The sequence below is a fragment of the Pseudomonadota bacterium genome (assembly GCA_026388275.1).
GTDB lineage: Bacteria > Desulfobacterota > Syntrophorhabdia > Syntrophorhabdales > Syntrophorhabdaceae > JAPLKB01.
Genome location: JAPLKB010000058.1, coordinates 23,651 through 46,371 on the forward strand (window position 1 = coordinate 23,651; position 22,721 = coordinate 46,371).

General features: G+C 40.1%; 18 protein-coding genes. 8 read left to right on the forward strand and 10 right to left on the reverse strand.

The features are described 5' to 3' along the window. Positions 1-39: 39 nt before the first annotated feature. A complete protein-coding gene (locus NT010_13230) occupies positions 40-912 on the reverse strand; it encodes a helix-turn-helix transcriptional regulator (GenBank protein ID MCX5806999.1) in 873 nt (290 codons plus the stop codon). Between the two features lie 179 nt (positions 913-1,091). On the opposite strand from NT010_13230, the gene NT010_13235 reads away from it, so the two are divergent. From NT010_13235 to NT010_13260, 6 genes are all read left to right on the forward strand, one after another. Then, positions 1,092-2,027, forward strand: a complete 936-nt coding sequence (locus NT010_13235; protein ID MCX5807000.1) for a substrate-binding domain-containing protein — start codon at positions 1,092-1,094, stop codon at positions 2,025-2,027. A 5-nt stretch (positions 2,028-2,032) separates the two neighbouring features. Then, on the forward strand, positions 2,033-2,881 hold the full coding sequence (locus NT010_13240) for a substrate-binding domain-containing protein (GenBank protein ID MCX5807001.1): 849 nt from the start codon (positions 2,033-2,035) through the stop codon (positions 2,879-2,881). 138 nt (positions 2,882-3,019) lie between these two features. Next, complete coding sequence (locus tag NT010_13245; protein ID MCX5807002.1) at positions 3,020-3,718, forward strand: ABC transporter permease; 699 nt, start codon at positions 3,020-3,022, stop codon at positions 3,716-3,718. A 59-nt stretch (positions 3,719-3,777) separates the two neighbouring features. After that, positions 3,778-4,902 (forward strand): ABC transporter ATP-binding protein, encoded by a 1,125-nt coding sequence (locus NT010_13250; GenBank protein MCX5807003.1) that lies wholly within the window; start codon positions 3,778-3,780, stop codon positions 4,900-4,902. Positions 4,903-5,143: 241 nt separating this feature from the next. Continuing rightward, positions 5,144-5,374, forward strand: coding sequence for a hypothetical protein (locus NT010_13255; protein ID MCX5807004.1), 231 nt, complete (start codon positions 5,144-5,146; stop codon positions 5,372-5,374). Between the two features lie 60 nt (positions 5,375-5,434). Beyond that, positions 5,435-6,265, forward strand: a complete 831-nt coding sequence (locus tag NT010_13260) for a uridine kinase (GenBank protein ID MCX5807005.1) — start codon at positions 5,435-5,437, stop codon at positions 6,263-6,265. 135 nt (positions 6,266-6,400) lie between these two features. On the opposite strand, the gene NT010_13265 is transcribed toward NT010_13260, so the two are convergent. From NT010_13265 to NT010_13305, 9 genes are all read right to left on the reverse strand, one after another. Continuing rightward, positions 6,401-7,747, reverse strand: a complete 1,347-nt coding sequence (locus tag NT010_13265; GenBank protein MCX5807006.1) for a putative porin — start codon at positions 7,745-7,747, stop codon at positions 6,401-6,403. A 522-nt stretch (positions 7,748-8,269) separates the two neighbouring features. Continuing rightward, positions 8,270-9,481 (reverse strand): thiolase family protein, encoded by a 1,212-nt coding sequence (locus NT010_13270; protein MCX5807007.1) that lies wholly within the window; start codon positions 9,479-9,481, stop codon positions 8,270-8,272. Between the two features lie 193 nt (positions 9,482-9,674). Beyond that, entirely contained in the window at positions 9,675-10,880 is a 1,206-nt protein-coding gene (locus tag NT010_13275; protein ID MCX5807008.1) for a thiolase family protein, read from the reverse strand. A 60-nt stretch (positions 10,881-10,940) separates the two neighbouring features. Further along, a complete protein-coding gene (locus tag NT010_13280) occupies positions 10,941-11,720 on the reverse strand; it encodes an enoyl-CoA hydratase-related protein (GenBank protein ID MCX5807009.1) in 780 nt (259 codons plus the stop codon). A gap of 14 nt (positions 11,721-11,734) precedes the next feature. Beyond that, positions 11,735-12,598 carry a 3-hydroxyacyl-CoA dehydrogenase NAD-binding domain-containing protein gene (locus NT010_13285; GenBank protein MCX5807010.1) on the reverse strand — a complete coding sequence of 288 codons (864 nt, stop codon included), beginning with the start codon at positions 12,596-12,598 and terminating at the stop codon, positions 11,735-11,737. 571 nt (positions 12,599-13,169) lie between these two features. Beyond that, on the reverse strand, positions 13,170-15,197 hold the full coding sequence (locus tag NT010_13290) for a response regulator (GenBank protein MCX5807011.1): 2,028 nt from the start codon (positions 15,195-15,197) through the stop codon (positions 13,170-13,172). Next, positions 15,194-17,485, reverse strand: coding sequence for a CHASE2 domain-containing protein (locus NT010_13295; GenBank protein ID MCX5807012.1), 2,292 nt, complete (start codon positions 17,483-17,485; stop codon positions 15,194-15,196). The genes NT010_13290 and NT010_13295 overlap by 4 nt, the downstream gene beginning before the upstream one ends. Before the next feature lie 4 nt (positions 17,486-17,489). Beyond that, positions 17,490-17,870 carry a response regulator gene (locus tag NT010_13300; GenBank protein MCX5807013.1) on the reverse strand — a complete coding sequence of 127 codons (381 nt, stop codon included), beginning with the start codon at positions 17,868-17,870 and terminating at the stop codon, positions 17,490-17,492. Between the two features lie 7 nt (positions 17,871-17,877). Then, positions 17,878-19,548, reverse strand: a complete 1,671-nt coding sequence (locus NT010_13305) for a FecR domain-containing protein (GenBank protein ID MCX5807014.1) — start codon at positions 19,546-19,548, stop codon at positions 17,878-17,880. Positions 19,549-19,823: 275 nt separating this feature from the next. On the opposite strand from NT010_13305, the gene NT010_13310 reads away from it, so the two are divergent. Further along, positions 19,824-21,533 (forward strand): proline--tRNA ligase, encoded by a 1,710-nt coding sequence (locus NT010_13310; GenBank protein MCX5807015.1) that lies wholly within the window; start codon positions 19,824-19,826, stop codon positions 21,531-21,533. Continuing rightward, a complete protein-coding gene (locus NT010_13315; protein MCX5807016.1) occupies positions 21,508-22,710 on the forward strand; it encodes a Xaa-Pro peptidase family protein in 1,203 nt (400 codons plus the stop codon). The genes NT010_13310 and NT010_13315 overlap by 26 nt, the downstream gene beginning before the upstream one ends. Positions 22,711-22,721 lie beyond the last annotated feature (11 nt).

Consider the following 22,721-nt stretch of genomic DNA (forward strand, 5'->3'; position numbering starts at 1 on the left):
TTTGTCATTCAGTTGAAGAAATGGATTTAAAGAACTTTCTCATACATTGGGATAAATTATATTACCCATTCTGGACGCATCATAGCCGGTAAAATCCTTAATGTGAGTATGCAGAACAGGTTGCTCAAAAAATGTCAGGAAGTTCTTTACATAGCTACTGAGGGAATGTTCCTTTGGAATGACCATGTCGAACCTTTCCCTGAATAAAGGGACAAAGTTTAAGCCGAGCATGTGGGCTAAATGTATAACACCAAAAGCAACATCAGCATTACCCTTTACAACATTCAAGCCTGCCTGAAGGTGCGATTCTACTTCGTTGTTGTATCCTTTAATATCTGATGGATCTATCTTCTTTTCTCTGAGCAGAAAGTCGAAGAGAAGTCTGGTGCCTGACCCCTGGTTCCTGTTTATAAATGTTGCACCTTTAGCTGCAATATCCTCAATGGAGTTTATTACTTTTGAATTATTTTTCTGGAGATAAAGCCCTTGTTCCCTGAAGAACATTTGAATGACAATATAATCATCACCTGAAAGGTATCTTTCTATATAAGAGGTATTATATTCTTTTTTTTCTATATCAAGAATGTGGACACAGGACATGGTTGCAGCGCCTTTTTTTAAGGCTTTTAATCCGTTGATGCTTCCGACAGGTGCATAGTAGATTGTAGAGCTGTTTTTGCTATTATACACATCAATAATCCTGCGTAACAGGATATCATCACTGCCTGCAATAAATATATTTTCTTCTCTTGCGGTACTTTCTAGTATCCATTTATCGATCGTCTCTTTTGTAAATGCTATCTTGCCGCCAATTTTTATATGCGGCAGTTTTGATTCCTGAACGAGTTTATAAATCTTTTTCTCGTTTATTTTTAAATACTTTGAAAGATCTCTTGCAGATATAATTTCCATTTATTAATTATAACTAAAAGAAAGAATATTATCAAATTTAAAATATAAGTTTTTTCAATAAATGCAGTTCTATAAAATATTTATTGTTAGTAATGTAGCATAAAGGTAATTAAATATATTAAATGGTAATAATAAGGGTGTTTAAAGGCATTTTATAATGCAGTTGTCTTGATTTTACGATGTTTATAGTATATTCTATAAAATTAACTGAAGATATTAGCTATTCAGGGAGTGTCGAAATAAAATATTTCTTTTTCACAGTTGCATTATGCATCGTTTTTGTTTTGCCTCATTCCGGTAATGCGGAAAGTAGTAATTTTATCCTTTTGTCAAGTACAATAGGTCCTATCGATTCAGGTATCGTCAGTGTTCTGGAAGATCAGTTTGAAAAAGAGACAGGGATAAGGGTGCGCCACGTTGGTGCAGGGACCGGTGCCGCCCTGGATATTGCACGAAAAGGCAATGTTGATCTTGTCATGGTCCATGCCAAATCACTTGAAGAGAAATTTATACAGGAGGGATTCGGAACAGAAAGGATTGACCTCATGTATAACGATTTTGTTATTGTAGGCCCCAAGGACGACCCTGCCGGTATCAGGGGAATGAAGCAGGCCACGGAAGCCATTAAGCAGGTTTCTGCAAAAGGTGCAGCATTTATTACAAGGGGAGATAAATCAGGAACACATATGGCAGAGATGGCGCTTTGGGAGAAGGCTGGTATAAAGCCTGCGGGCGCATGGTATGTAGCTTACGAAAAAGGTGCAGAGGGAAATGTCCCCACTCTTCGATTTACAGACCAGAAGGGCGCATATACAGTCATCGACAGGGCAACATTTCTTTCGATTAAAGACTCAATCAAACTTTTAGTGCTTGCGGAAGGCGATGAAGTCCTTTTAAACTATATTTCTCTGATCCCGGTAAATCCTAAAAAATTTACTGGAGTAAATGAGAAGGATACTGCAACATTTGTCCAGTGGCTCACAGCGACGGACAAAGGCCAGGCCATTATCAGGGACTTCGGCAAAGACAAATATGGCAGTCCTCTTTTCTTCCCGAATTCAAAGGAATGGAAGGATGCTCAAAGGGTAAAAAATAATATTCTTATAAAGGAGTGAGAGTTATGAAAAAATTGGTAAGTTTATCAATAATCTTATTGGCAATATTTTTATTGTCCGGCATTTCACCTGTTCAGGCTATAGATAAGAACATAATTATGGCTACTACGACAAGCACCCAGGATTCAGGTCTTCTCGATGTACTTTTGCCTGTTTTTGAAAAGAAGACGGGCTATTTTGTGAAAACTATTGCTGTCGGATCAGGACAGGCAATGGCAATGGGCCAGAAAGGAGAAGCAGATGTACTGCTTGTTCATTCCCCGGCTGCCGAACAGGTGTTCGTGAAAGAGGGCTATGGTATCAACAGAAGACTTGTTATGCACAATGACTATGTTGTTGTGGGACCGGCCTCAGACCCTGCGAAAATCAAAGGCATGAAATCTACCATAGATGTCTTCAAAAAAATAGCTTCGACTGGAAATGTTTTTATGTCAAGGGGCGATAATTCCGGAACACATTCAAAAGAAAAGGATATCTGGAAAAAAGCCGGTGTGAAATATGAAGGTGAAAAGTGGTATCAGCAGACGGGTCTTGGTATGGGACAGACATTGAATGTTGCGTCAGAGAAAGCGGCATATACACTGGCTGACCGCGGCACTTACATGGCATTAAAGAAAAGACTCAGCCTTGACATACTTGCCGAGGGTGACTCCGTACTTCTTAATATTTACCATGTAATCGAAGTAAATCCTTCAAAATGGCCCAAAGTAAATGCTCCCGGAGCCAGAGCATTCGCAGATTTTATGGTATCAAAGGAAGTGCAGGACATTGTTAAGACATTTGGCGTGGACAAGTTCGGTTCTCCGCTTTTCTTCCCTGATGCAGGCAAAAAGGTAGAGGATCTTGGGAAGTAAGTACAAAGATCTTAAGGATTACAAAATACTAATAAAATAAAAAAGCATATAGAATAATATTTTATTTACAGTTAAACTTGCTTTACCTTGATTTGCTTTGCAGGGTAAAGCAAGATTTTTTTTGTAACAGGGGTCAAGATGGACTTGATTTTTGAAGGAATTAAGAAGGCAATTCTATTGCTCTTTACCATGGACCGCGAAGTGCTGGAGATTACCTTCCTGTCTCTAAAGGTTTCCGGTATAGCAACTATAATCAGTCTGCTTATCGGTATATCAATCGGCACACTTGTTGCCCTTACACGATTCCCGGGAAAAAAAATAGTTGTGAGTCTTATCAATACTGCCATGGGATTACCGCCTGTTGTAGTTGGACTTTTTGTTTCAATTTTTTTATGGCGAAGCGGCCCATTAGGTTTTTTAGGACTTCTTTATACTCCATCAGCTATTATTATTGCACAGTCTGTCATAGCTACCCCGATAGTGATGGGTATTACTGTTGCAGCTATGCAGCAGCTTCCAAAAAAAATGAGGCTTCAGATACTTGCCCTTGGCGCTAACAGGCTTCAGATGGTCTGGATGCTTATTAAAGAAGCAAAGCTTTCTTTACTGGCAGCAGTTATGGCAGGTTTTGGCGGAGTAATTTCAGAAGTAGGTGCTTCAATAATGGTCGGTGGAAACATAAAAGGTTATACACGTGTCCTTACAACAGCTACTGTAATGGAAACAAGCAAGGGCAATTTCGATATCGCTATCGCTTTGAGTATAATATTGCTTGCCCTGGCGTATTTTATAAATATTATTTTGACGTATGTGCAGCAGAGAGAAAGACCAAAGTGATAACAATAATTAAGAATTTGGAATGTTAGAATTCATAATTATTGATGAAGGCCGTTACGATGGATGAAAATAAAAATATATATATACTTAAAGCACTTAAAATTAAGGTCGAAAGAGGAAATACTATTCTTGTCGACATACCTTTTTTTGCTATAAGAGAAGGCGAGACTGTATCGCTTATCGGTCCTAACGGTGCAGGAAAAACAACTCTCCTGCAAACCCTTTGCTATTTATTAAAACCTTTTGAAGGTGAAATATATTTCAGAGGTGACAGAGTAGGGGAAAAATATCCTTTGAACGGATACAGGCGCAAGCTTGCCATGGTTTTTCAGGAGCCTCTGCTTTTTGATACAACAGTTTTTAACAATGTTGCATCAGGTCTGAAATTCAGGGGGGTTAAAAGATCAGAAATCAAAAACATAGTTATGGATAATTTACGCCGCTTTGGTATTGAACATCTTAGTGACCGTTCGGCCAGAACGCTTTCAGGCGGAGAAGCGCAGAGGACAAGCCTTGCAAGAGCATTTGCCACAATGCCGGAGATATTGCTTCTTGATGAGCCTTTTTCAGCTCTTGACCCTCCCACACGTGAAGCTCTGGTGGAGGATGTGGAAAAAATATTAAAAAAATCCGGGATTACAAGCATACTTGTTACTCATGACCGGATGGAAGCATTAAGGCTTTCTCATCGCATTGCAGTAATGAAGGATGGACAAATTCTGCAGATAGGCTCTCCAGCTGAAATAATGAATCATCCGGCCAGTGAGTTTGTTGCTTCCTTTGTGGGTGTTGAGACAACGCTTGACGGAACAGTTGCAGGAAAAGAAGACGGTGTCCTTACAGTCTCAGTTGAAGGGCAAATTATTGAAGCTGTTGGAGATATGAATATCGGAGAACATGTAATTCTTTGCATAAGACCGGAACAGGTTGTTGTCTCACATAATTCCGTAAAAGGATCGACAAGTTTAAGAAATATATTTTCGGGAACCGTATTAAAAGTAACCCCACTCGGGCCCTATCAGAAAATACATCTTGATTGCGGTTTCCCTCTGGTGGCGTATATTACGAACAGTTCAAACAGGAAACTTGCCTTAGAGGAAGGAAAAGAAATAACCGCGTCCTTTAAAGCAACATCTGTTCATGTAATAGCAGCAAAAGAATCTAATAATACACAAAAGGTATAATTCAGGATATTTTTCGAAATAAATATTATTTTAGGATACGGTTAATTCAAATAGCGCAAAAAATGTTAACATGATTAACAACAGATAAATATGCATAATTATTATGATAATAGAAATTGGCCGACTTGACAAGTAGTAAAATGTATGCTTAAACTAAAAAATATAGAAACTGTTCAGTGCCTCTTTAATTAGGTGTTATTGAGATACTGACAGAGTTTTAAAAAAAAGGAGGTATAGTATAATGGCTGGGAAAATATTTTACAGAGAAAGGGAAAAAGTTGAAGAAGGTAAAAAACAGCCGAGATTCAAACTGGTTGCTGTGGCAGATGTGAGCTTGAAGATTTACGGTAAACATCTGAGGAAAAGCGAACTTGAACAGATTGCCCGGGCAGTTGGCGCAGAGCTTGTGCTGCTTTCGCATGGCGACAAAAAATATAAAGAAAATTCTGAAAATGTGGAGGTTGAGTCCTGACATAAGATGAGATTTATCACAAGAAGTATATAAGTAAATAAATCGCTGGAAGAGGTATATATGACCCTTATAAGAGAGAGGGATGGACGTCGTCTGCATATCAAAAGCAAGCTTATGGGTGAAAGCCTTGTAGGTAAAACCTTTGTCGAAGGTTTAGAAATAGCTCCACAGGAAAGACTTTTTCCTGATGTAAATATCATAAAAATTGGCGGTCAATCTATTTGTGACAGAGGTGCAAAGGCGCTTCCGCCGATTATTCAGGAAATTATAGAAAACAGCAAGAACCATAAGATGCTTTTAACAACAGGCGGTGGAACAAGAAGCAGACATATTTACACGATCGGTCTTGAACTCGGCATGCCCACAGGCATACTTGCGAAATTCGGAAGTTCCATATCAGAGCAGAATGCATTGCTTGTTTCAATGCTCCTTGCTCAACATGGTGGTATAAAGATCGGCCACGATGAGATTGTCAAACTTGTTAATTATTTTGCACAGGGGTGTATTCCGGTTATGCACGGCATGCCGCCATATGATTATTTTGCATTGCCTCCGGCAAAGGGACGTATACCTGTTCATCGTACGGATGTCGGAACAATACTTATGGCAAATTTGATCGGTGCACGCAAATGTATCTTTATTAAAGATGAAAAGGGCCTCTACACGGATGATCCTAAGAAAAATCCCCAAGCTGAATTTATACCTGAAATAGGTGCAAAATCATTGATTGAGAAGGATCTGGAAGATCTTATTATTGAACGTCCATGCCTTGAGATCCTTCAGAACAGTGAAGTGCTTAATGAAATCCAGATCATTAACGGTCTGGAAAAAGGAAATATAACACGTGCTCTTAATGGGGAACATGTGGGAACCACTATCTTCAAAGAGTAAAGTTATAGACTTAATACCATGCTTATTTGAACAGGGAATTTCCGCAGAAGATTTAATTCCGTTTATAGGTTAAAACATCAAAAAAAAGGGAGGCATTCAGCCCCCCCTTTTTAACCGAATATATTCAAAGTATTGTTAGAACTTGAAGAGGAAATCCAACTGTCCCAAGTTTTCCACAGACTGGTTGCCGTTTCTATTAGCGGCTGCTGGAACCGGTCGAACTGTCCAGGTATTGTAGTAATTCAGCCCGAGACTTATATTTTTTGTCAAGCCGAAGGCAGCCTTAATCCTGTGACCCATCGCATTCGTGGCGCCGCCGTAAAAGCTTGTGTCAGGGAATATATCGAGCACGGAGTCTCTTTCATACCTGCGGAATGTGTATTCGAGGTTCCAGTCGGCAAAGTTTACAATGCTCGGATATCCTATGTTGAACCCGGCAAGATACGCCTTGTTGTCACGTCTGGGATCAGAGTTGGTAATATATCCGCCCAGAATGGCGAAATAAGGTATCATCTTTGAACCGAAGGGGTTCTTGAAGCCCAACTCGGTGCCGAAGGTGTATGCATTGTACTCGTAGAGATAATTCCCTTTACTATTGAGCGTGTTGGTAGCTGTTGTCCCCGTAAAGGGAGTAAATCTTGCGACATTGTCGAAACCATAGTATCCGGCGGTGAGCCTCAGGGATGTATCCTTGGTGAAATTAAGCTTGATACCTGGCTGGGCCACATACATGATGGCATCAGGATCGGTTGTTCTCTCTGAAAGGAGATAGAATGCTCCGTCAAAAAAGAGATCGACATAGGGAGATACGGTACCGCTCAGTTTGATTGCAGCACCTTCAGGGTTTACTTCGCTGCATAGAAAAAAGTCTGAGGGCTGCCATACAGGGTTATTGAATTTACCGCCCATGATGGAGAACCACTTTGCCGGCTTGTACGTAACGTATGCAGTGTCTATCCAGACCGGTTTCCTGGTAAAGGAGTCGCTCAATGTCTGGTTTCCGGAGCGCGCATTGCCGTTTGCACCGGCTAAGGTACTGGCATATTCTCCACTGCCGAGCCCAAAGCCTACCGTAACCTGGTCGGTTATTGCTGTTTCAGCGCCCACTCTCAGTCTATACCGGAGTCTTTCACGCGTGCCCTTTGTGTTGTTCTCCAGCCTGTCACTAACTTCACCGCGCAGCCTGAGGTCTCCCTTGAATTTTGTATTCTTTAGCCAATCCGGTGTTTCCCATTCCTTTTTTGCTTCATCATTCTTTGCCAATGTTTGTTTTGTCGCTGCTTCCTCTTTTGCCTTTGCTGCCTCTTTGGCAGCAATCTCCTTGGTTTCTTTTGCAATACTTTGAGCTTCTGAAGACGTGATGATCCCTTTTTTCTCGAGTATCTTCAGCAAAACCTCCATTTCACTGCTTGATCCATACGCGGAATGTGTAAAAAAGATTGCAATAAATAAACCTGTCAAAGCATAGAACCATTTTTTCATCTCTCTTCTCCTTTCTAATAATCTAACATTCTGTATTTCTTCCGAATGATCCTCTAAATTCCTGTTTTCATATTTTGCTACTACATTTCATAAAACTTTTGACAATACCCTAATGCTGAAAGTCATAATATAAAGTTTTTCTACTACAATATTTTTTTAATGTATCACAAAAAGGTATTATTATCTATAATAAAGAAAATATGTAACTAATAATCAATATATGGATATTATCAAGTATTTAACTATCGAATATATATTCTTAGATTATCCCTCAATTATTGTTGGAAAATATTTACAAAAGCATTGCCTGATGTATTATTTTGTAATTTTCCTGTTTTTACGGGGACAGGCTCAATATAAGCAGATAAAACAAAGCGATATCCCACGTAGGCGGGACATACAATAATTTAAACTATATTTTTCATTGAATAAAAAAAGGCCGTTCCTCTTTGCGAGGAACGGCCGAAGCAATGTGAGCATGAACCTGAAAGCAGTTCCGGCTTATGCTCTTGTATTTCTGGTTTAGCCTACCTTAAAGATCATAGCAGCGCCGGTGTCGCCTGCTGCGCAGCCTGTCCAGAGACAATAGCCGCCACCGAGGATAACCATTTCCTCGAGCATCTCGGCAATAATTCTGCCTGCTGTCGGAGCCTGGGGGTGACCATAGATCAAAGAGCATCCGTAGTTGTTCATCTTCATAATATCGTTGCCCATCTTCTTTGCGAAATTGAGATCGTTGGCTGTAAAAGGGTTGTGGCTCTTAATGGCCTTCATATCAGAGATCTTGAGGCCTGCATTGGCGAGAGCCATCTGAGCAGCCGGTACGGGAGCTGCAGCCATGAAACCAGGATCGACGCGGGTGTAACCGTAGGAGACAATTTGTATTTCTATCTTTGGATCAGCACTCAACTCTTTTGCTTTGTCACGAGTGGTCACGATGAATCCGCAGTTGCCGTCAGCAGGGAATGTCTGTGCGCCGAAGCTGTGGATTCCACCCTTCTCAGCCGGTCCAAGCTTTGCCAGACCTTCTGCTGTGGTAGAGGTTACGCCTTCGTCTGTTTCTACAAGCATGGTTTTCTTCTTGGAAAGCTTTACCTCTGCAGGGAACATATATTTTTTCTGGAATTCTCTGTCGTTCTTAAGTGAGTCCTGATACTGCTCGTAGCGGCGTAGGACTACTGCATCAGACTCTTCTTTGGTAAATCCACCTAACTTGGCTACATTCTCAGCAGTCCCTACCATCTTTGTAGGTGGCATAACATTTGGGTCAGCGTTGAAGTTGTCCATCAGCCAGTTCTCAGCGATTACTTCTCCACCTGGACCCATCGGGTTCGGCCAAATGGTGTGAGCCCCGTTGGAAGTGCGGTCGGTCATAAGGCCAAAGGCTACGTTCATAGAGCCCTGTTCTATAGCAAGAGCAGCAAGGTTAAGGATAGTGGTGGATGTGGTGCACGCCTGATTGATCATGAGGCCGGGTACATTCTTTTTGTTGTCTGTCAACATGCCTGCTGCCCAGTTGTGGCTGTAAAACAGGTGATGCTGGTGAATGGTGATGCCAAAATACAGATAGTCAATGATGCCCGGATCTATCTTCTTTTTCTCCAAAAACCACCTTCTTGCTGTTTTGGCGCCTAATTCAATGGCGTTCTCATTCTGCATACTTCCCTGCCAGCGGCAAAACGGTGTTGAGTAGTAGCCGTTGTAAGGTATATAAGCTTTTGTAAAAGTGTTCATGTAATTACCTCCTGGTTAATTGATTTGAACTGCAAGGGATTTCTGTATACATAATTTTATTAAATTTTAAAATCTTTTCATTCTTAAAACAACTAAATTCCTTCATATTGATGAAAAAGGCTGTTCCTCGTAGGAAAGAACAGCCATGTTATGTGAAATGGACATATAAATCCATCTCCCGGAAATTGCCTTATCAGCCTACCTTTACAATTAAAGTAGCAGCAGTGTCGCCTGCTGCGCAACCGGTGAACAGACCATATCCTCCACCGAGAATGGTCAATTCTTCTATCATTTCAATAATGCCCCTGCCTGCTGTAGGTCCCTGTGGATGTCCGTAAATAAGGGATGATCCATAGTTATTCATCTTCATAACATCTACGCCAAATTTTTTAGCAAAGTTAACATCATTGATTGCAAAGGGGTTGTGTGATTTAAACGATTTTATATCGCCAATTTTCAAACCTGCATTGGCAAGTGCCATTTCGGATGCAGGCACAGGGGCTGCAGGCATAAACGCCGGTTTTGTTCTTGCAAAACCATAGGAAACGATCTGTATTTCTACACCGGGATCTGTACTAAACTCTTTAGCCTTGTCTTTTGTAGTAACGATAATACCGCAGTTGCCGTCGGCAGGGAATGTCTGTGCGCCGAAGCTATGTACTGCACCCGGACGTACCGGTTTCAGTTTTGCAAGTCCTTCTGCAGTGGTTGGAGTCCATCCCTCATCCACTTCCACGAGTTTTTTATTTTTTTTGTCAACAACGCATAACGGAGCAAACATATAACGCTTCTGAAATGCCCTGTCATTGGCAAGAGCATCCTGATACTGTTGATAGCGTTTCAAAACTACTGCATCGCACTCTTCTTTTGTAGCGCCTATTTCCTTGGCAACGTTTTCTCCTGTTTCTACCATAGCAACAGGCACGCGTGGATTACCGCCGAAATTATCCATATTCCAGTCTTCACGATAGGGTTCGCCGCCTGGTCCAAGTGGGTTTCCCCAGACAGTGTGTGGTCCGTTTGAGCAACGATCAGTCATAAGGCCAAAAGCTACATCATATGCACCAAGTTCCATATCTTTGGCTGCAAGAGCAAGAATGGTTGTAGAGGTTGAACATGCCTGATGAATAAACAGGCCGGGTACTAATTTCTTGTCGTCTGTCAATATTGCTGCTGACCATTGATGACTGAAAAACCAGTGATGCTGGGCAATGGTAGTGCCGTAGTACAGATAGTCAATTACAGTTGGATCCATTTTTCTTTTTTCCAGGAACCATCTCCTGGCTGTCTCAGCGCCAAGTGTAATGGAGTTGTCATGCTGCATGCTTCCCTGCCAGCGGCAGAAAGGAGAAGAATAGTAACCCCCGTAGGGTATATATGCTTTTGTAAAACTGTTCATAATAAATTGCCTCCTGAGTTATATAATTCAAGCCACTAGGGCATGTAAGATATGCAAAATTTATTTGCCTTTAAAGGTCGGTTTCCTTTTTTCATTAAACGCCGCAAAGCCTTCTCTGCCGTCTTCTGAGACGTAGGTAATGACAAAGCAGTTATTCTCGTATGTGATCGCCGACTGAAGATCCATGTTTATACCGTTGTCAATGGCGTTCTTTAGAAGACTTAGAGCCACTTTAGGCTTTGCAGCGAGCTTCTTTGCCATTGCTTTTGCTTCATCCAGGAGCTTATCTTTTGGAACGACTTTATTTACCAGTCCTATGCGATATGCTTCATCACCGCTAACTGTATCGCCCATAAAAAGAAGTTCCTTTGCCTTTGCAACCCCTATAAGCCTGGGCAGCCTCTGTGTGCCGCCCGAACCAGGTATAATACCAAGATTTACTTCAGGGCAGCCTATGTTTGCGTCGCTTGCTGCAATTCTTAGATCACAGGCAAGAGCAAGTTCACATCCACCTCCAAAAACAAAACCAAAAAGTACCGCAATTGTAGGTTTCTGAATACCAGCAACCTTATCAAGGCACATTCTGGAGATCCGTCCAAAGGCGAAATAATCCGGTATAGATTTACCTGCTACTTCTTTAACGTCGAGACCTGCTGCAAAGGCCTTTGCGCCTTCCCCTGTAAGTAGAATAACATTTACTGATTCATCATTTTCAAGATCGCAGAAGGCATTGTAAACATCAGTATATGCCTGAGCATTCAATGAGTTGACAGGCGGTCTGTTCAGTTTGACTATTGCAACTCCTTCTTCTTTCTCAATTAATAAGGTTTCGTAAGCCATATTTACCCCCTTAATTATTTTTTTGGATAGTCATACCAGCCTGCCCCTGATTTCATGCCGAGACGGCCAGCCTTAACCATATCCTTCAAAAGACGAGGCGCTACCCACTTAAGTTCCTTGTTGTGTTCCTGGAAGAAATAGTTAACAACGTTCAAAAGGATATCAACGCCTGTGAGATCGATGAGTTCCAACGGTCCCATTGGGTAGTTTAGTCCAAGCTTTGCAGCCTTGTCAATATCTTCTTTTGATGCTACGCCTTCCTGGAGCAGACAAATGCCCTCAACCAGATGTGGCACCATGAGCCTGTTGACTACAAAACCGGGTACGTCTTTTTTTACTTCTATAGGTTCTTTACCGAGTTTTCTGGAAAGGTCCATACAGGTTGCAATGGTCTCATCGCTTGCATAGTAGCTTCTGATAACTTCAACCAGCCGCATAAGTGGAACCGGATTAAAAAAATGCATACCTGCAACCTTATCCGGTCTCGATGTTGCTTTTGCGATTTCGGTAATCGACATTGATGATGTATTGCTGGTAATAATAGCCTCTTTCTTTGTAATCTCATCTAACTGTTTGAATACCTTTTTCTTTAGGTCCATTTCTTCAAGAACAGCTTCAACAACAAAATCGGCATCTTTCATGTCCGCTATATTTGTCGTTCCCTTGATTTTCCCCATAATCGTGGCCTTAACATCGGCAGTTATCTTGCCCTTTTCCACGCTCTTAGAAAGGAATTTGTCAATGTTCTTCAGGCCGTTCTGTACAAACTTGTCTTCGATATCGCACAATACAACATCATAGCCTGCCTGAGCAGCTATCTGTGCAATCCCGTTTCCCATTGTTCCTGCACCTAAAACGCCAATTGTCTTAATAACCATTATTTCCTCCTTTATTTATTTTGATTATTTTATGCATTTGCATAAATGCAATCAATCAGTTGTGCTATTTATGATTAATAATAATATAAAATAATTGATAAATAAGTAAAAAAATAACAAATAGATAACAATTATCCCAATATTAATAGCATATAAGGTAAGCTGTATCAACAAAATAATAAAAATCCTATTTATTTTTGTAAAAATGATTCAATGAAAAACAATTAAGTTTGGTAGATTTGTGTCAATATATTTTCGATGGGATTAAATATTGCGGATGGCATCAATAACAACTGCTGATTCCAATTCACCTTCAATCATATAACTTTGTTGACTCCTCCTTACGCTCCTCTATTTCTGGGGCTCACGTCGCCCCCTCCACCGGCATTAAGCCACGACCCGCAAGCGGGTACCCCGGCCTCCCCTTCTCGCTCACTGTGTGAGCTAATACCTGCGTTGGCTCGTCGTCGTCGCCTCGTTCTATTTATGAATCCGAATTGGTATAATATCTGATTTATTCAGCTAATTATGCATAGACAATGGGAAGTAAAAGACGTTTTCCGATGATTGTTTAGTTTTTGTCGAGTTCTTGTCTTACGGCTATGCCTATATTTTCTATGGTATACGGTTTTTTTATATATTGACCGACACCCAGTTCTAAACATTTTGAAATCAGTTCTCCTTCAGAATAACCGCTCGCTATAATAGCTTTTTGATCCGGATGAAATTCATGTATGCGTTTAAATGTTTCAAGGCCATCAATACCGGGAGCCATAACCATGTCAAGAATAATTAAATCAGCCTGATTTTTCCTGATGTACTCGACTGCTTCTTCTCCACAGGATGTTGTCGATACGGAATATCCTAACATTGTCAGAATCATTGATACCATTTGTCTTTGTTTTTCCACATCATCTACAACCAATATTGACTCGCCCTTTCCTTTATACTCTCCAATCGGTATCCGACTACTTTTTTTGGTTAATTCCTGTCTGGTTGCAGGGAAATAAAGAGAGAAGGTAGTTCCTTTACCTGAAGAACTTGCTACGTTAATGTAGCCCTTATGATCTTCCATTGTTCCCCATACAACCGTCATACCCAAACCCGTTCCGCTTCTACCCATAATCTTATTTGTATAAAAGGGGTCAAATATTTTGTCTATATCCTCAGCGGATATGCCTACTCCGGTATCAGAAACTGTAAGAATTACATAATCACCTTCTTCAATTTCCTTATTACCGCAACTTACCCTTATCCCTTTATCTACATATCTGTTTTCTGTGGATACAATAATTTTTCCACCATCGGGCATAGCTTCTGCAGCATTGAATATCAGATTCATGATTGTTTTTGACAGATGCGTTGGTGAGCCTGAGATATTGAGAAGATTGTTTTCGAGGATTGTTTCCAGATAAGTTGTCGAGTGAAATGATTTCAGTTTTTCACATTCAGGACTGTTTAGAAAATCAAAAATTATACTATTCAAATCAACCACTTCATTAGTGTTAACACCTCTTCTTGCCATAGTTAATAAATCCTGTACCACATCAGCCGCTTTTTTCCCCGATTCCTTAATAGTGAGTAAAATTCTCCTGTAAGAACTATCTGCTGGAAGTTCAAGTAACAAAAGATCAGGGTAACCTACTATAGCGGTTAAAATATTGTTCAGGTCATGTGCCACTCCTCCTGCAATGATTCCAATGGCCTCCATTTTTTGTATGTGCTGAAGTCTTTCATGGGCTTTTTTTAAATCGGAAGTACGTTCTTCTACCAAAGATTCAAGATGGTTTTGGTAGCTTTGTATTGCTTCTTCGGCGCGTGTACTTTCGGTTATGTCAGATATTAAAAGAATGGTTGTGTCGTCATCGTTTTTAAGTGGAAGTTTTTTTATAGATAATATTTTATTTTCAAGGTGCAGCGGTCCTTTCCAGTTAATAGTTGTGCTTTCATAGTTTTTGGATTTTATTATAGATTCAACCTTTGATTTTTCAGTTTCAACAAACAAAGATGATAGATTTACAGTCAAAAGTTGATATAGTGGCTTGCCTAAATTTGTTGCTGCAGCAGGATTAGCATAAACGATTTGTCCCTGGTAAATCTCGACTATACCTTGTGCGATACTGTCTAATATTGTTTCGATATGGCAATATTTTTCCAAAAGTTCTTTAGTTATCTGTCGGGGATATACAGAATCAATCCCGATAATGGTACGAACTTCATCGTTGTTAAAAGGTTTTTCCAAATCTGCTATTGCAGAGAAAACATGTTCAGCAGTTTCTTTGAAAATTCCTTTTGCAATTAATGCGTTTGCACCTATTTTTGAAGCATCAAGCTGTAATTCTTTTGCTGCGGCAGACATTACAACTATGCATATATTTTTTAAATTTTCCATATTGCGAATAATTTGACAAAGCTTATCGGCATTAATATCCGGAAGAAAAAAATCCAGGAAAATGATATCCGGGGTATAATTTGCCAATTGATTGATTGCCGACATGCCTGTAGACTCTGTTAAAACTTCATGCCCGGTATCATTGAGCAATCTTTTCATATATGAGATAAAATGGGGATTATCATCTATTATCATTATTTTTTTCATGATCCCACCTTTCTTGAAAATATGATCGAAAAAATTGATCCATTACCGTATCTGCTTTCCAATGAGACCTCCCCGCCCTGTGCTTCTATTGCCTCTTTTACAAAAGTAAGACCAAGGCCGGAGCCTTTTATATTTTCATTGCCATCATATGATGCACGGTAAAATTTATCAAATACTTTGTCAACATCTTTTTCCTGAATACCAATACCATGGTCTATAACATCAACCTGTATCTGTTTAATCCCGTCAATAAGTCTTAATATAACATTTTTACCCGGAGGACTGTATTTAATTGCGTTCTCCACAAGGTTTATAATGCATTGTTTGGTAAGATCCCTGTCGATCATTACCGGATTTGTAACTACAGGCATTTCCGATTCTATTGCTATATTCTTTTCATCTGCAATTGATTTCAATTCAAGAGCTACCTCTTTCACAACATCTGAAATGTCTGTGGAAGTAATCCTGATTTGCTGCTGGCCTTCCTCAATTCTTGAGATATCAAGAAATGTATTCAAGAATCGGATAAGTCTCTCTGACTCTTTATGGACAATGCCTGCAAACTCTTTCATTTCTCCCTCAAGGCTGTTGAAAAGAATTTCGCCGAATCCCTGAATGGATGTCATGGGTGTTTTTATCTCATGAGACACAAGCGAGACAACATGTGCTCTCAATATTTCAAGTTCTTTAACTTTTGTAATATCTGAAAATATAAAAAGAGGATATATTTTTTCTTTGATTGAAAGGGATGATATATCAACTTTGAAATATTTTTTTTCCGGCAACGGAAAAGAAACATTAAAAGATAAGTATTTTTTACCGGAGTATAATTGATCCAGATAGCTTTCAATATCAGGATTATCCAATAAGTATGACACCATATCTTTTGTCAATGTATCAATGGATGACATATCAAGTGAATTCTCTTTACATAATGCAACGGCAAGGTTGTTCGCGAGAACATTCATCCTGTCCGGTCCGAAAAGAAGTATAGCCTGGATATCACTGAAAATAGCTCTGTCTGTAAGTTCTTTTTCAAAAATGAGCTGATTTGTAATGTCGGATAGAACATGTGCCTTGGAATAAACCCCACCAGGTGTAAGTAACCCCTTTACACCCTTTTTAAATTGCCTTTGCTTCTCAGTTTCATTATACCACCTCAAGTGAGAACTGACAACCATGTATGCCGCATCGAGCTTGATAACGGCATCATTAAATTTAAAAGCATAACTTATTATAAAAGTGGAGAGAATGGTAAAAAGAAATATTGAAGGGGCAAGCCAGATATTGAATATAGAAAAAAATAAGTAGGCAATTACCGCAACAAAAAAAATTATGATGATGGCAGATATGGCTGTTCGCAGTTCATTCACTTTAAGAAAAATGAAATAAGAAAAAAGTGACAGGAAGATCGCGAGGAACCATCTGACTAAATAAGGGATGATCCCGATTTCATTGCCGAGAAGAAGGGTATTCAGTATGTTCGCATGGACTTCAATACCCGGCATCCCTCGCCTTTCCTGTGAAAAGGGGGTCATGATTATATCACCGATGCCCGTTGCAGTGATGCCTACAAGACATATTCTGCCCTTGAAGTAAGTTGGAGGGTACATCCCTCCGAGCACATCGGATAAACTTATCCTGTCAAAAGTATCGGGGCCGCCGCAGTAATTGATATTCATTCTGTCAAGCTGAGTAATATTGTTTTTTTGTCCTTGGTATTGCTTATGATATTCCCTTTTAAATGCTTTGCCGGCAGTAATTTCGTATATGACCGAGGAAAAAGATGGCAAAGAAGTATTATTATAAAAGAGCGTATGATAAGCCTCGCGTACAATCCCGTCAATGTCCTGTTCAAGATGGATGTGTCCTATGCGTTCAGGCGCAAAAGTTATGACAGGGTATTTTGTGGCAATTCCGGTTTCGATGAGAACAGGTAGTATAACTTTTCCATATTGTCTTATAGCTTCTGAAAGTATTGCGTCATCCTTTGACGGTTCAGTCATAATAATATCAAAGGCAACTGCATCCGCCTCCTTAAGCCATTTCAGAAGCGTTGCATAATGGATCCTTTTTATGGGCCATCTGCCGAGTTTTTCAAGAGTTTTGTTGTCTATTGCAATGATTACAGTTTTTTTTGATAATTCTCCAGGCCCTCGAAGTCTGAAAAAAAGATCATAAAAATAATTATTTATGCCATTGAAAAGGCCGATATATTCAATAAAGATGACAAAGACCATGAATACAACTAATACAATGACCTTCCCGTTTTGGCCGGTCGGTTTCATTGTCCTATCCAATAGATAAAAGTTTTATAACTTTTGGCATAATATCGCCTGAGTTAAATGGTTTAGAAAGCCAGTCGTCCGGTCGATATTCAAGATCTTCAGATGCCATTCCCATCGGCTCACTCCCGGTGAGAAGCAGTATCGGTATGTCAGATGTCTCAGAAGCTTTTTTCAATCTTTTTACAAGCTCATAACCATCCATAACCGGCATTTTGAAATCGCTGATAATCAGTTTGAATCTGTATTTATTTATCAATTCAAGAGCTTCAGCACCGTTTGCAGCCTGCATAACAATATGACCGGCCTTTGAAAGGATAAAATTCAATAAAAGACGTATATCCTTATCGTCATCAACAATAAGTATTTTTCCTGAGTTATCCGACATAAAATCCTTACGGTACTAACAGCAGGGTAATACCCACAGCAGTGAAAAATGCCATTAAACCGTAAATAATTTTGCTTTTTATCTCAAAGGACTGAGGCGATGAGAAGTCGCCTTCGCGACCTTTCCTGTCTATGCTGCTTGTGCGAACATAGTATTCACCGGAGTCTTCAGGCTTTTCGAAACTAATTTCAGACTTTTCAATCTTTTTATCAAGAATTACTTCTTTAAACTCCATATCTCTTGCAATCTGGAAATGATAAGTTATGCTTTCGCCAAGGTTCTTCCATTTTAGAAAAATATTTTTTTCACTTACAGTCGGTTTATCAAGTTGTGGTGATGGCGGAGGGGGGACAAGCCTGAAAGGAACGATCTCGGACCAGCCTGCTTCATAACCGTCATCAGCAATAGAACTTACTCTCAAATAATATTGATTGAAGTCAAGGGCACCTGTTTTATATGTTTCGCTACTATGGTCGGTTTTTTCTTCCATTATGGCTGCAAAATTTCTCTCAGATGCAACCTGCACATGATATTTTGCTGCATCTTTCACTTTAAGCCATTTAAATTCGGCTGATTTTCCGATAAATTCTGCTTCATCACCTTTTAAATGAATAAGCGGAGGAAGCGGATTGGCTTTAAGTTTTATTTCATAGGGCCGAGACTGGAAGCCCTCTATGCCGAGTTCATCAATCCCCTGGCAAAAGAGATAATAAGTGTCGTCAAGAAGGTTTATAAATTCAAGCGATTCCTTCTGCCTGATGATTTTTTCATCCATAATGTTCCTGCCTTCCCTATCTTTTGTAATCAAACCTCTTATAGATAAAAGACCGGGCATTTCCTTAAAGGTAAACTTAAGAGGCATATCTTTATAGATAGATCTGTGGTCGAGCAATTCAGGCGGAGGAAGAAGTTTTGCAGGCTGGGTGGGCGCGGAACCTTTCTGTACATATGTGCCTTCGCCTTCCTTCAATTTGATTGTTTTTTTCATAGCTGTGACGCCGACAATTCCGGTGAGCACTTCTGTTCGCATTGATTCTGCCTGATCCACAGAAACCCTGAATTCTGTTCCCCTGACTGCGGCAGCAGCCGAAGGTGTGTTGATTGTTATACGTGAATCGCTGCCTGTGGCTTCTTTTATTTTTGTTACAACCCTGCCGGTTTTCAGATAGAAATTATTTACAGTATAATTTGAACCTTTTTTCTCGGATGTAATGATACCCAGCGTTGTATCGGATTTTATAAAAATTGAATTTTTATCCTCAAAGGTTATTTCAGCAGAACTTGCTTTGCCTGTTTGTATTCTACTTCCACGAGAGACTGAATCTCCAATCCTTAGCTTAGCCCATTCAGATATTTCGTTTTTTTGAATTTTTACATCACCGTAAATAAAGGTAGTCCTTCCGTCAAGGGGAACGCCCTGGATAAGCCTTGCAGGTATTTTTATTCTTTGACCCGGGAGGATAAAATCCGGATTTTCCATGCGGTTAAACTTTGCAACCTCACGCCACTTTGCGGGATTTGAAAGATATTTATTACATATGTTTATAAGCTTATCGCCCTTTTCAACTCTTAACTCTACATAATCATTATCTGAAGAAGCTACAGCAGGAAGACACATGAACAGGCATAGCATCATGGCCACAAAAATATAAAGTGTAAAAAAAAGAGCTTTTTTCATTTTTTCGGCCTCACTTGATTTTGGATTATTATATTAAAGCGAAACATATCTTATAGTTAATCATGGTTTATTCCTTATATTCAAGGGAAATTCAAACAGGCGATGATAACAAAACATTAATTATAAATCCCTTGATAATCTTTACATTATACAGTAATTTTAGAGAATCTGGAATTGAGGAAACATTACCTGAAACAGGTTCTGGAATATAATGTGGTCTGAATTCCGGATTCAAAAAAATCGTGCTTCACGCATCGTTAAAAACAGGAGGCAAAATGCTGCTTTCAAAGATGTTTATCCCTACAATGAAGGAAGTTCCGAAAGAAGCTGAAGTAATTAGCCACAAATTGATGTTAAGGGCTGGATATATCAGAAAATTATCGTCCGGAATATATACATGGCTGCCTTTGGGCTTAAAGTCTGTGCGAAAAGTAGAAAATATCATTCGTGAAGAAATGAACAGGAAGGGAGCACAGGAGATACTGATGCCTCTTGTTCAGCCTAAGGAATTGTGGGTGGAAAGTAAAAGATGGGATAAATACGGGAAGGAATTACTGAGGTTTCATGACAGAAATGACAGGGAATTTTGCCTTGCCCCAACCCATGAGGAAGTTGTAACTGATCTTGTAAGAAGAGAGGTAAGGTCATATAAGGAACTGCCCTTGAGTCTGTATCAGATACAGACAAAGTTCAGAGATGAAATACGGCCGAGATTCGGAGTTATGAGAAGCAGGGAATTTTCCATGAAGGATGCCTACAGTTTTGACATGGACGAGGCTGGTGCGGAAAAGAGCTATATGGAGATGTATGATGCCTATAATAATATATTTAAAAGATGCGGGTTCCGTTTCAGGCCTGTAGAGGCAGATACCGGCCAGATAGGAGGGAGTTTTTCCCATGAATTTATGGTACTTGCTGAAACAGGAGAGGACGTTATCGTGTCATGTGATACATGTGATTATGCAGCCAATCTTGAAAAAGCAGAGGCAGGCAACAGAGGTGGTGCTTTCACAGGCAAAAAAGGCAACTACAGGCGTGTTGAGACGCCTAATCAGAGAAAGGTTGAAGAGGTGGCGTCATTTCTGAATGTTGACCCGCACAAAATTCTGAAAACAATGATCTACAATACAAATAAAGGTGTTAGCGGTGTATTGGTCAGAGGAGACAGGGAAATCAACGAAACAAAACTTGTAAATATTTTATCCCTTGATTATCTGGAACTTGCAGACAAGTATACCATAGAAGAACATACAGGCGGGCCGCTTGGTTTTTCCGGACCGATAGGACTTAAAATACCCCTCTATGCGGATAGCGATGTCCAATATATGGAGGATTTTGTAATTGGCGGAAATGAGGAAGATGTCCATGTTGTCGAGGTTAATACAGGCGATTTTAAAGTTGAAGGTTTTTTTGAGTTAAAAACAGTACGCGAAGGAGACCCCTGCCCGAGATGCAACGGCAGGTTGTTGTCCACAAAAGGAATTGAGGTGGGACATATCTTTAAACTGGGTTTGAAATACAGCGAAGCCATGACGGCAACTTTCCTTGATAAAGATGGAAAAGAGAGAAACATGGTGATGGGGTGCTACGGTATTGGAATTGGAAGAACTGTGGCAGCAGCAATTGAGCAGGGATATGATGAGAATGGAATAGTAATGCCTATGGCTATTGCACCATTTGAAGTAAATGTGCTTCCTGTAAACAATTCACATGCTGAAAGCATGGAACTGGCCGATACAATATACAGGGCACTAATGGATAAAGGCATAGATGTTGTAATGGATGACAGAGATGAACGTCCGGGGGTAAAGTTCAAGGACTGCGACCTTATCGGCATACCATTGAGAGTTACAATCGGTGAAAGGAATCTGAAAGAAGGACTTGTGGAACTAAAGATGCGTAACGAGAAAGAATCTCAGCGGATCAGCAAGGAAGATATTGTCAGGAGGGTAGTAGGCTATGTTGAAGAACTTAAACATATGTGATCTCACGCCTAAAGCGGAAATCGAAGACCGAATAGAGAAACTTAAGCAAAGAATGGCTGAAAATGACATTGATTTTGCAGTTATTTTACAGAATGTAGATATGTTCTATTTTACAGGTACATTGCAGAAGGGTGTCCTTGTTGTGCCTGTTGGAGGAGATCCTTTACTTTTTATTGAAAAGACCATGGAAAGGGCGGTTTACGAGACACCTCTCAATATAATACCCATCAAGAGAGATAAGGACGTAAAAGCCATCCTTGCAGAAAAAAAGGTATTGAAGGGTAGGGGGGCAATGGAGTTTGACGTATTACCCGTTTCTATCTTTGAGCGCTGGAAGGGTTTGCTCGGATTTGAGAACTTTGTAGACCTTTCTTTATTGATTAAGGATGTAAGGTTGATAAAAAGTCCCTTTGAGATAGAGCAGATCAGGAAATCAGGTGAGATTGTGACCCATGTTTTTGAACAGGCAAAGGATGTTGTTAAAGAAGGCATGAGCGAGGTAGAGATTGGCGCCATACTGGAAACCAAGGGGAGAATTTTCGGTCATCAGGGATTTTTGCGTATGAGGGGTTTGAACCAGGAAATGATGAATATGTATATAAGTCATGGTTATTCAGGCACCATTCAATCACATGCGGATGTGCCTATTTCAGGCGCAGGCGTTACCCATGCCGTTGCCCAGGGACCTTCAATAAACAGGATTAAAAACGGTGTGCCTGTGCTTATTGATTACGGCGGAGGATACAACGGATATATTACTGACGAAACAAGACCTTATGTGGCAGGAAAGATGAAAGATGTTTTTCGCAAAGGATACGATATTGCAAAGGAAATTATTGAAGATACAGGAGTATTTGCACGGGAAGGGGTGAACGGAACAGAAGTTTTCATGAGGGCAATGGATAAGGCAAAGAAGGCACAACTCGAAGAATATTTTATGGGTTATGGAGCCGGTAAAGTTAGTTTCATCGGACACGGACTTGGCCTTGAGATTAATGAGCTTCCTGTTATTACGCCGAGGCATGATACTATTCTTAAAGAAGGGATGGTTTTTGCATTTGAGCCTAAATTTATCATCCCCGGAGAAGGGGCGATAGGTATAGAGGTTGATTTTATTGTCCGCAAAGACGGGCTGGAAAGAGTGACGGACTTTCCGATAGATATTGTATATGTTTAGCCCACAATTAC

Bases quoted from the DNA above. Each gene is read 5' to 3' on its own strand.
- NT010_13295 (MCX5807012.1), bottom strand. From the start codon at position 17,485: ATGAAACCGACCGGCCAAAACGGGAAGGTCATTGTATTAGTTGTATTC.
- NT010_13240 (MCX5807001.1), top strand. From the start codon at position 2,033: ATGAAAAAATTGGTAAGTTTATCAATAATCTTATTGGCAATATTTTTA.
- NT010_13235 (MCX5807000.1), top strand. From the start codon at position 1,092: ATGTTTATAGTATATTCTATAAAATTAACTGAAGATATTAGCTATTCA.
- NT010_13305 (MCX5807014.1), bottom strand. From the start codon at position 19,548: ATGAAAAAAGCTCTTTTTTTTACACTTTATATTTTTGTGGCCATGATG.
- NT010_13250 (MCX5807003.1), top strand. From the start codon at position 3,778: ATGGATGAAAATAAAAATATATATATACTTAAAGCACTTAAAATTAAG.
- NT010_13265 (MCX5807006.1), bottom strand. From the start codon at position 7,747: ATGAAAAAATGGTTCTATGCTTTGACAGGTTTATTTATTGCAATCTTT.
- NT010_13275 (MCX5807008.1), bottom strand. From the start codon at position 10,880: ATGAACAGTTTTACAAAAGCATATATACCCTACGGGGGTTACTATTCT.
- NT010_13310 (MCX5807015.1), top strand. From the start codon at position 19,824: ATGCTGCTTTCAAAGATGTTTATCCCTACAATGAAGGAAGTTCCGAAA.
- NT010_13315 (MCX5807016.1), top strand. From the start codon at position 21,508: ATGTTGAAGAACTTAAACATATGTGATCTCACGCCTAAAGCGGAAATC.
- NT010_13285 (MCX5807010.1), bottom strand. From the start codon at position 12,598: ATGGTTATTAAGACAATTGGCGTTTTAGGTGCAGGAACAATGGGAAAC.
- NT010_13230 (MCX5806999.1), bottom strand. From the start codon at position 912: ATGGAAATTATATCTGCAAGAGATCTTTCAAAGTATTTAAAAATAAAC.
- NT010_13280 (MCX5807009.1), bottom strand. From the start codon at position 11,720: ATGGCTTACGAAACCTTATTAATTGAGAAAGAAGAAGGAGTTGCAATA.
- NT010_13290 (MCX5807011.1), bottom strand. From the start codon at position 15,197: ATGAAAAAAATAATGATAATAGATGATAATCCCCATTTTATCTCATAT.
- NT010_13270 (MCX5807007.1), bottom strand. From the start codon at position 9,481: ATGAACACTTTTACAAAAGCTTATATACCTTACAACGGCTACTACTCA.
- NT010_13255 (MCX5807004.1), top strand. From the start codon at position 5,144: ATGGCTGGGAAAATATTTTACAGAGAAAGGGAAAAAGTTGAAGAAGGT.
- NT010_13260 (MCX5807005.1), top strand. From the start codon at position 5,435: ATGACCCTTATAAGAGAGAGGGATGGACGTCGTCTGCATATCAAAAGC.
- NT010_13300 (MCX5807013.1), bottom strand. From the start codon at position 17,870: ATGTCGGATAACTCAGGAAAAATACTTATTGTTGATGACGATAAGGAT.
- NT010_13245 (MCX5807002.1), top strand. From the start codon at position 3,020: ATGGACTTGATTTTTGAAGGAATTAAGAAGGCAATTCTATTGCTCTTT.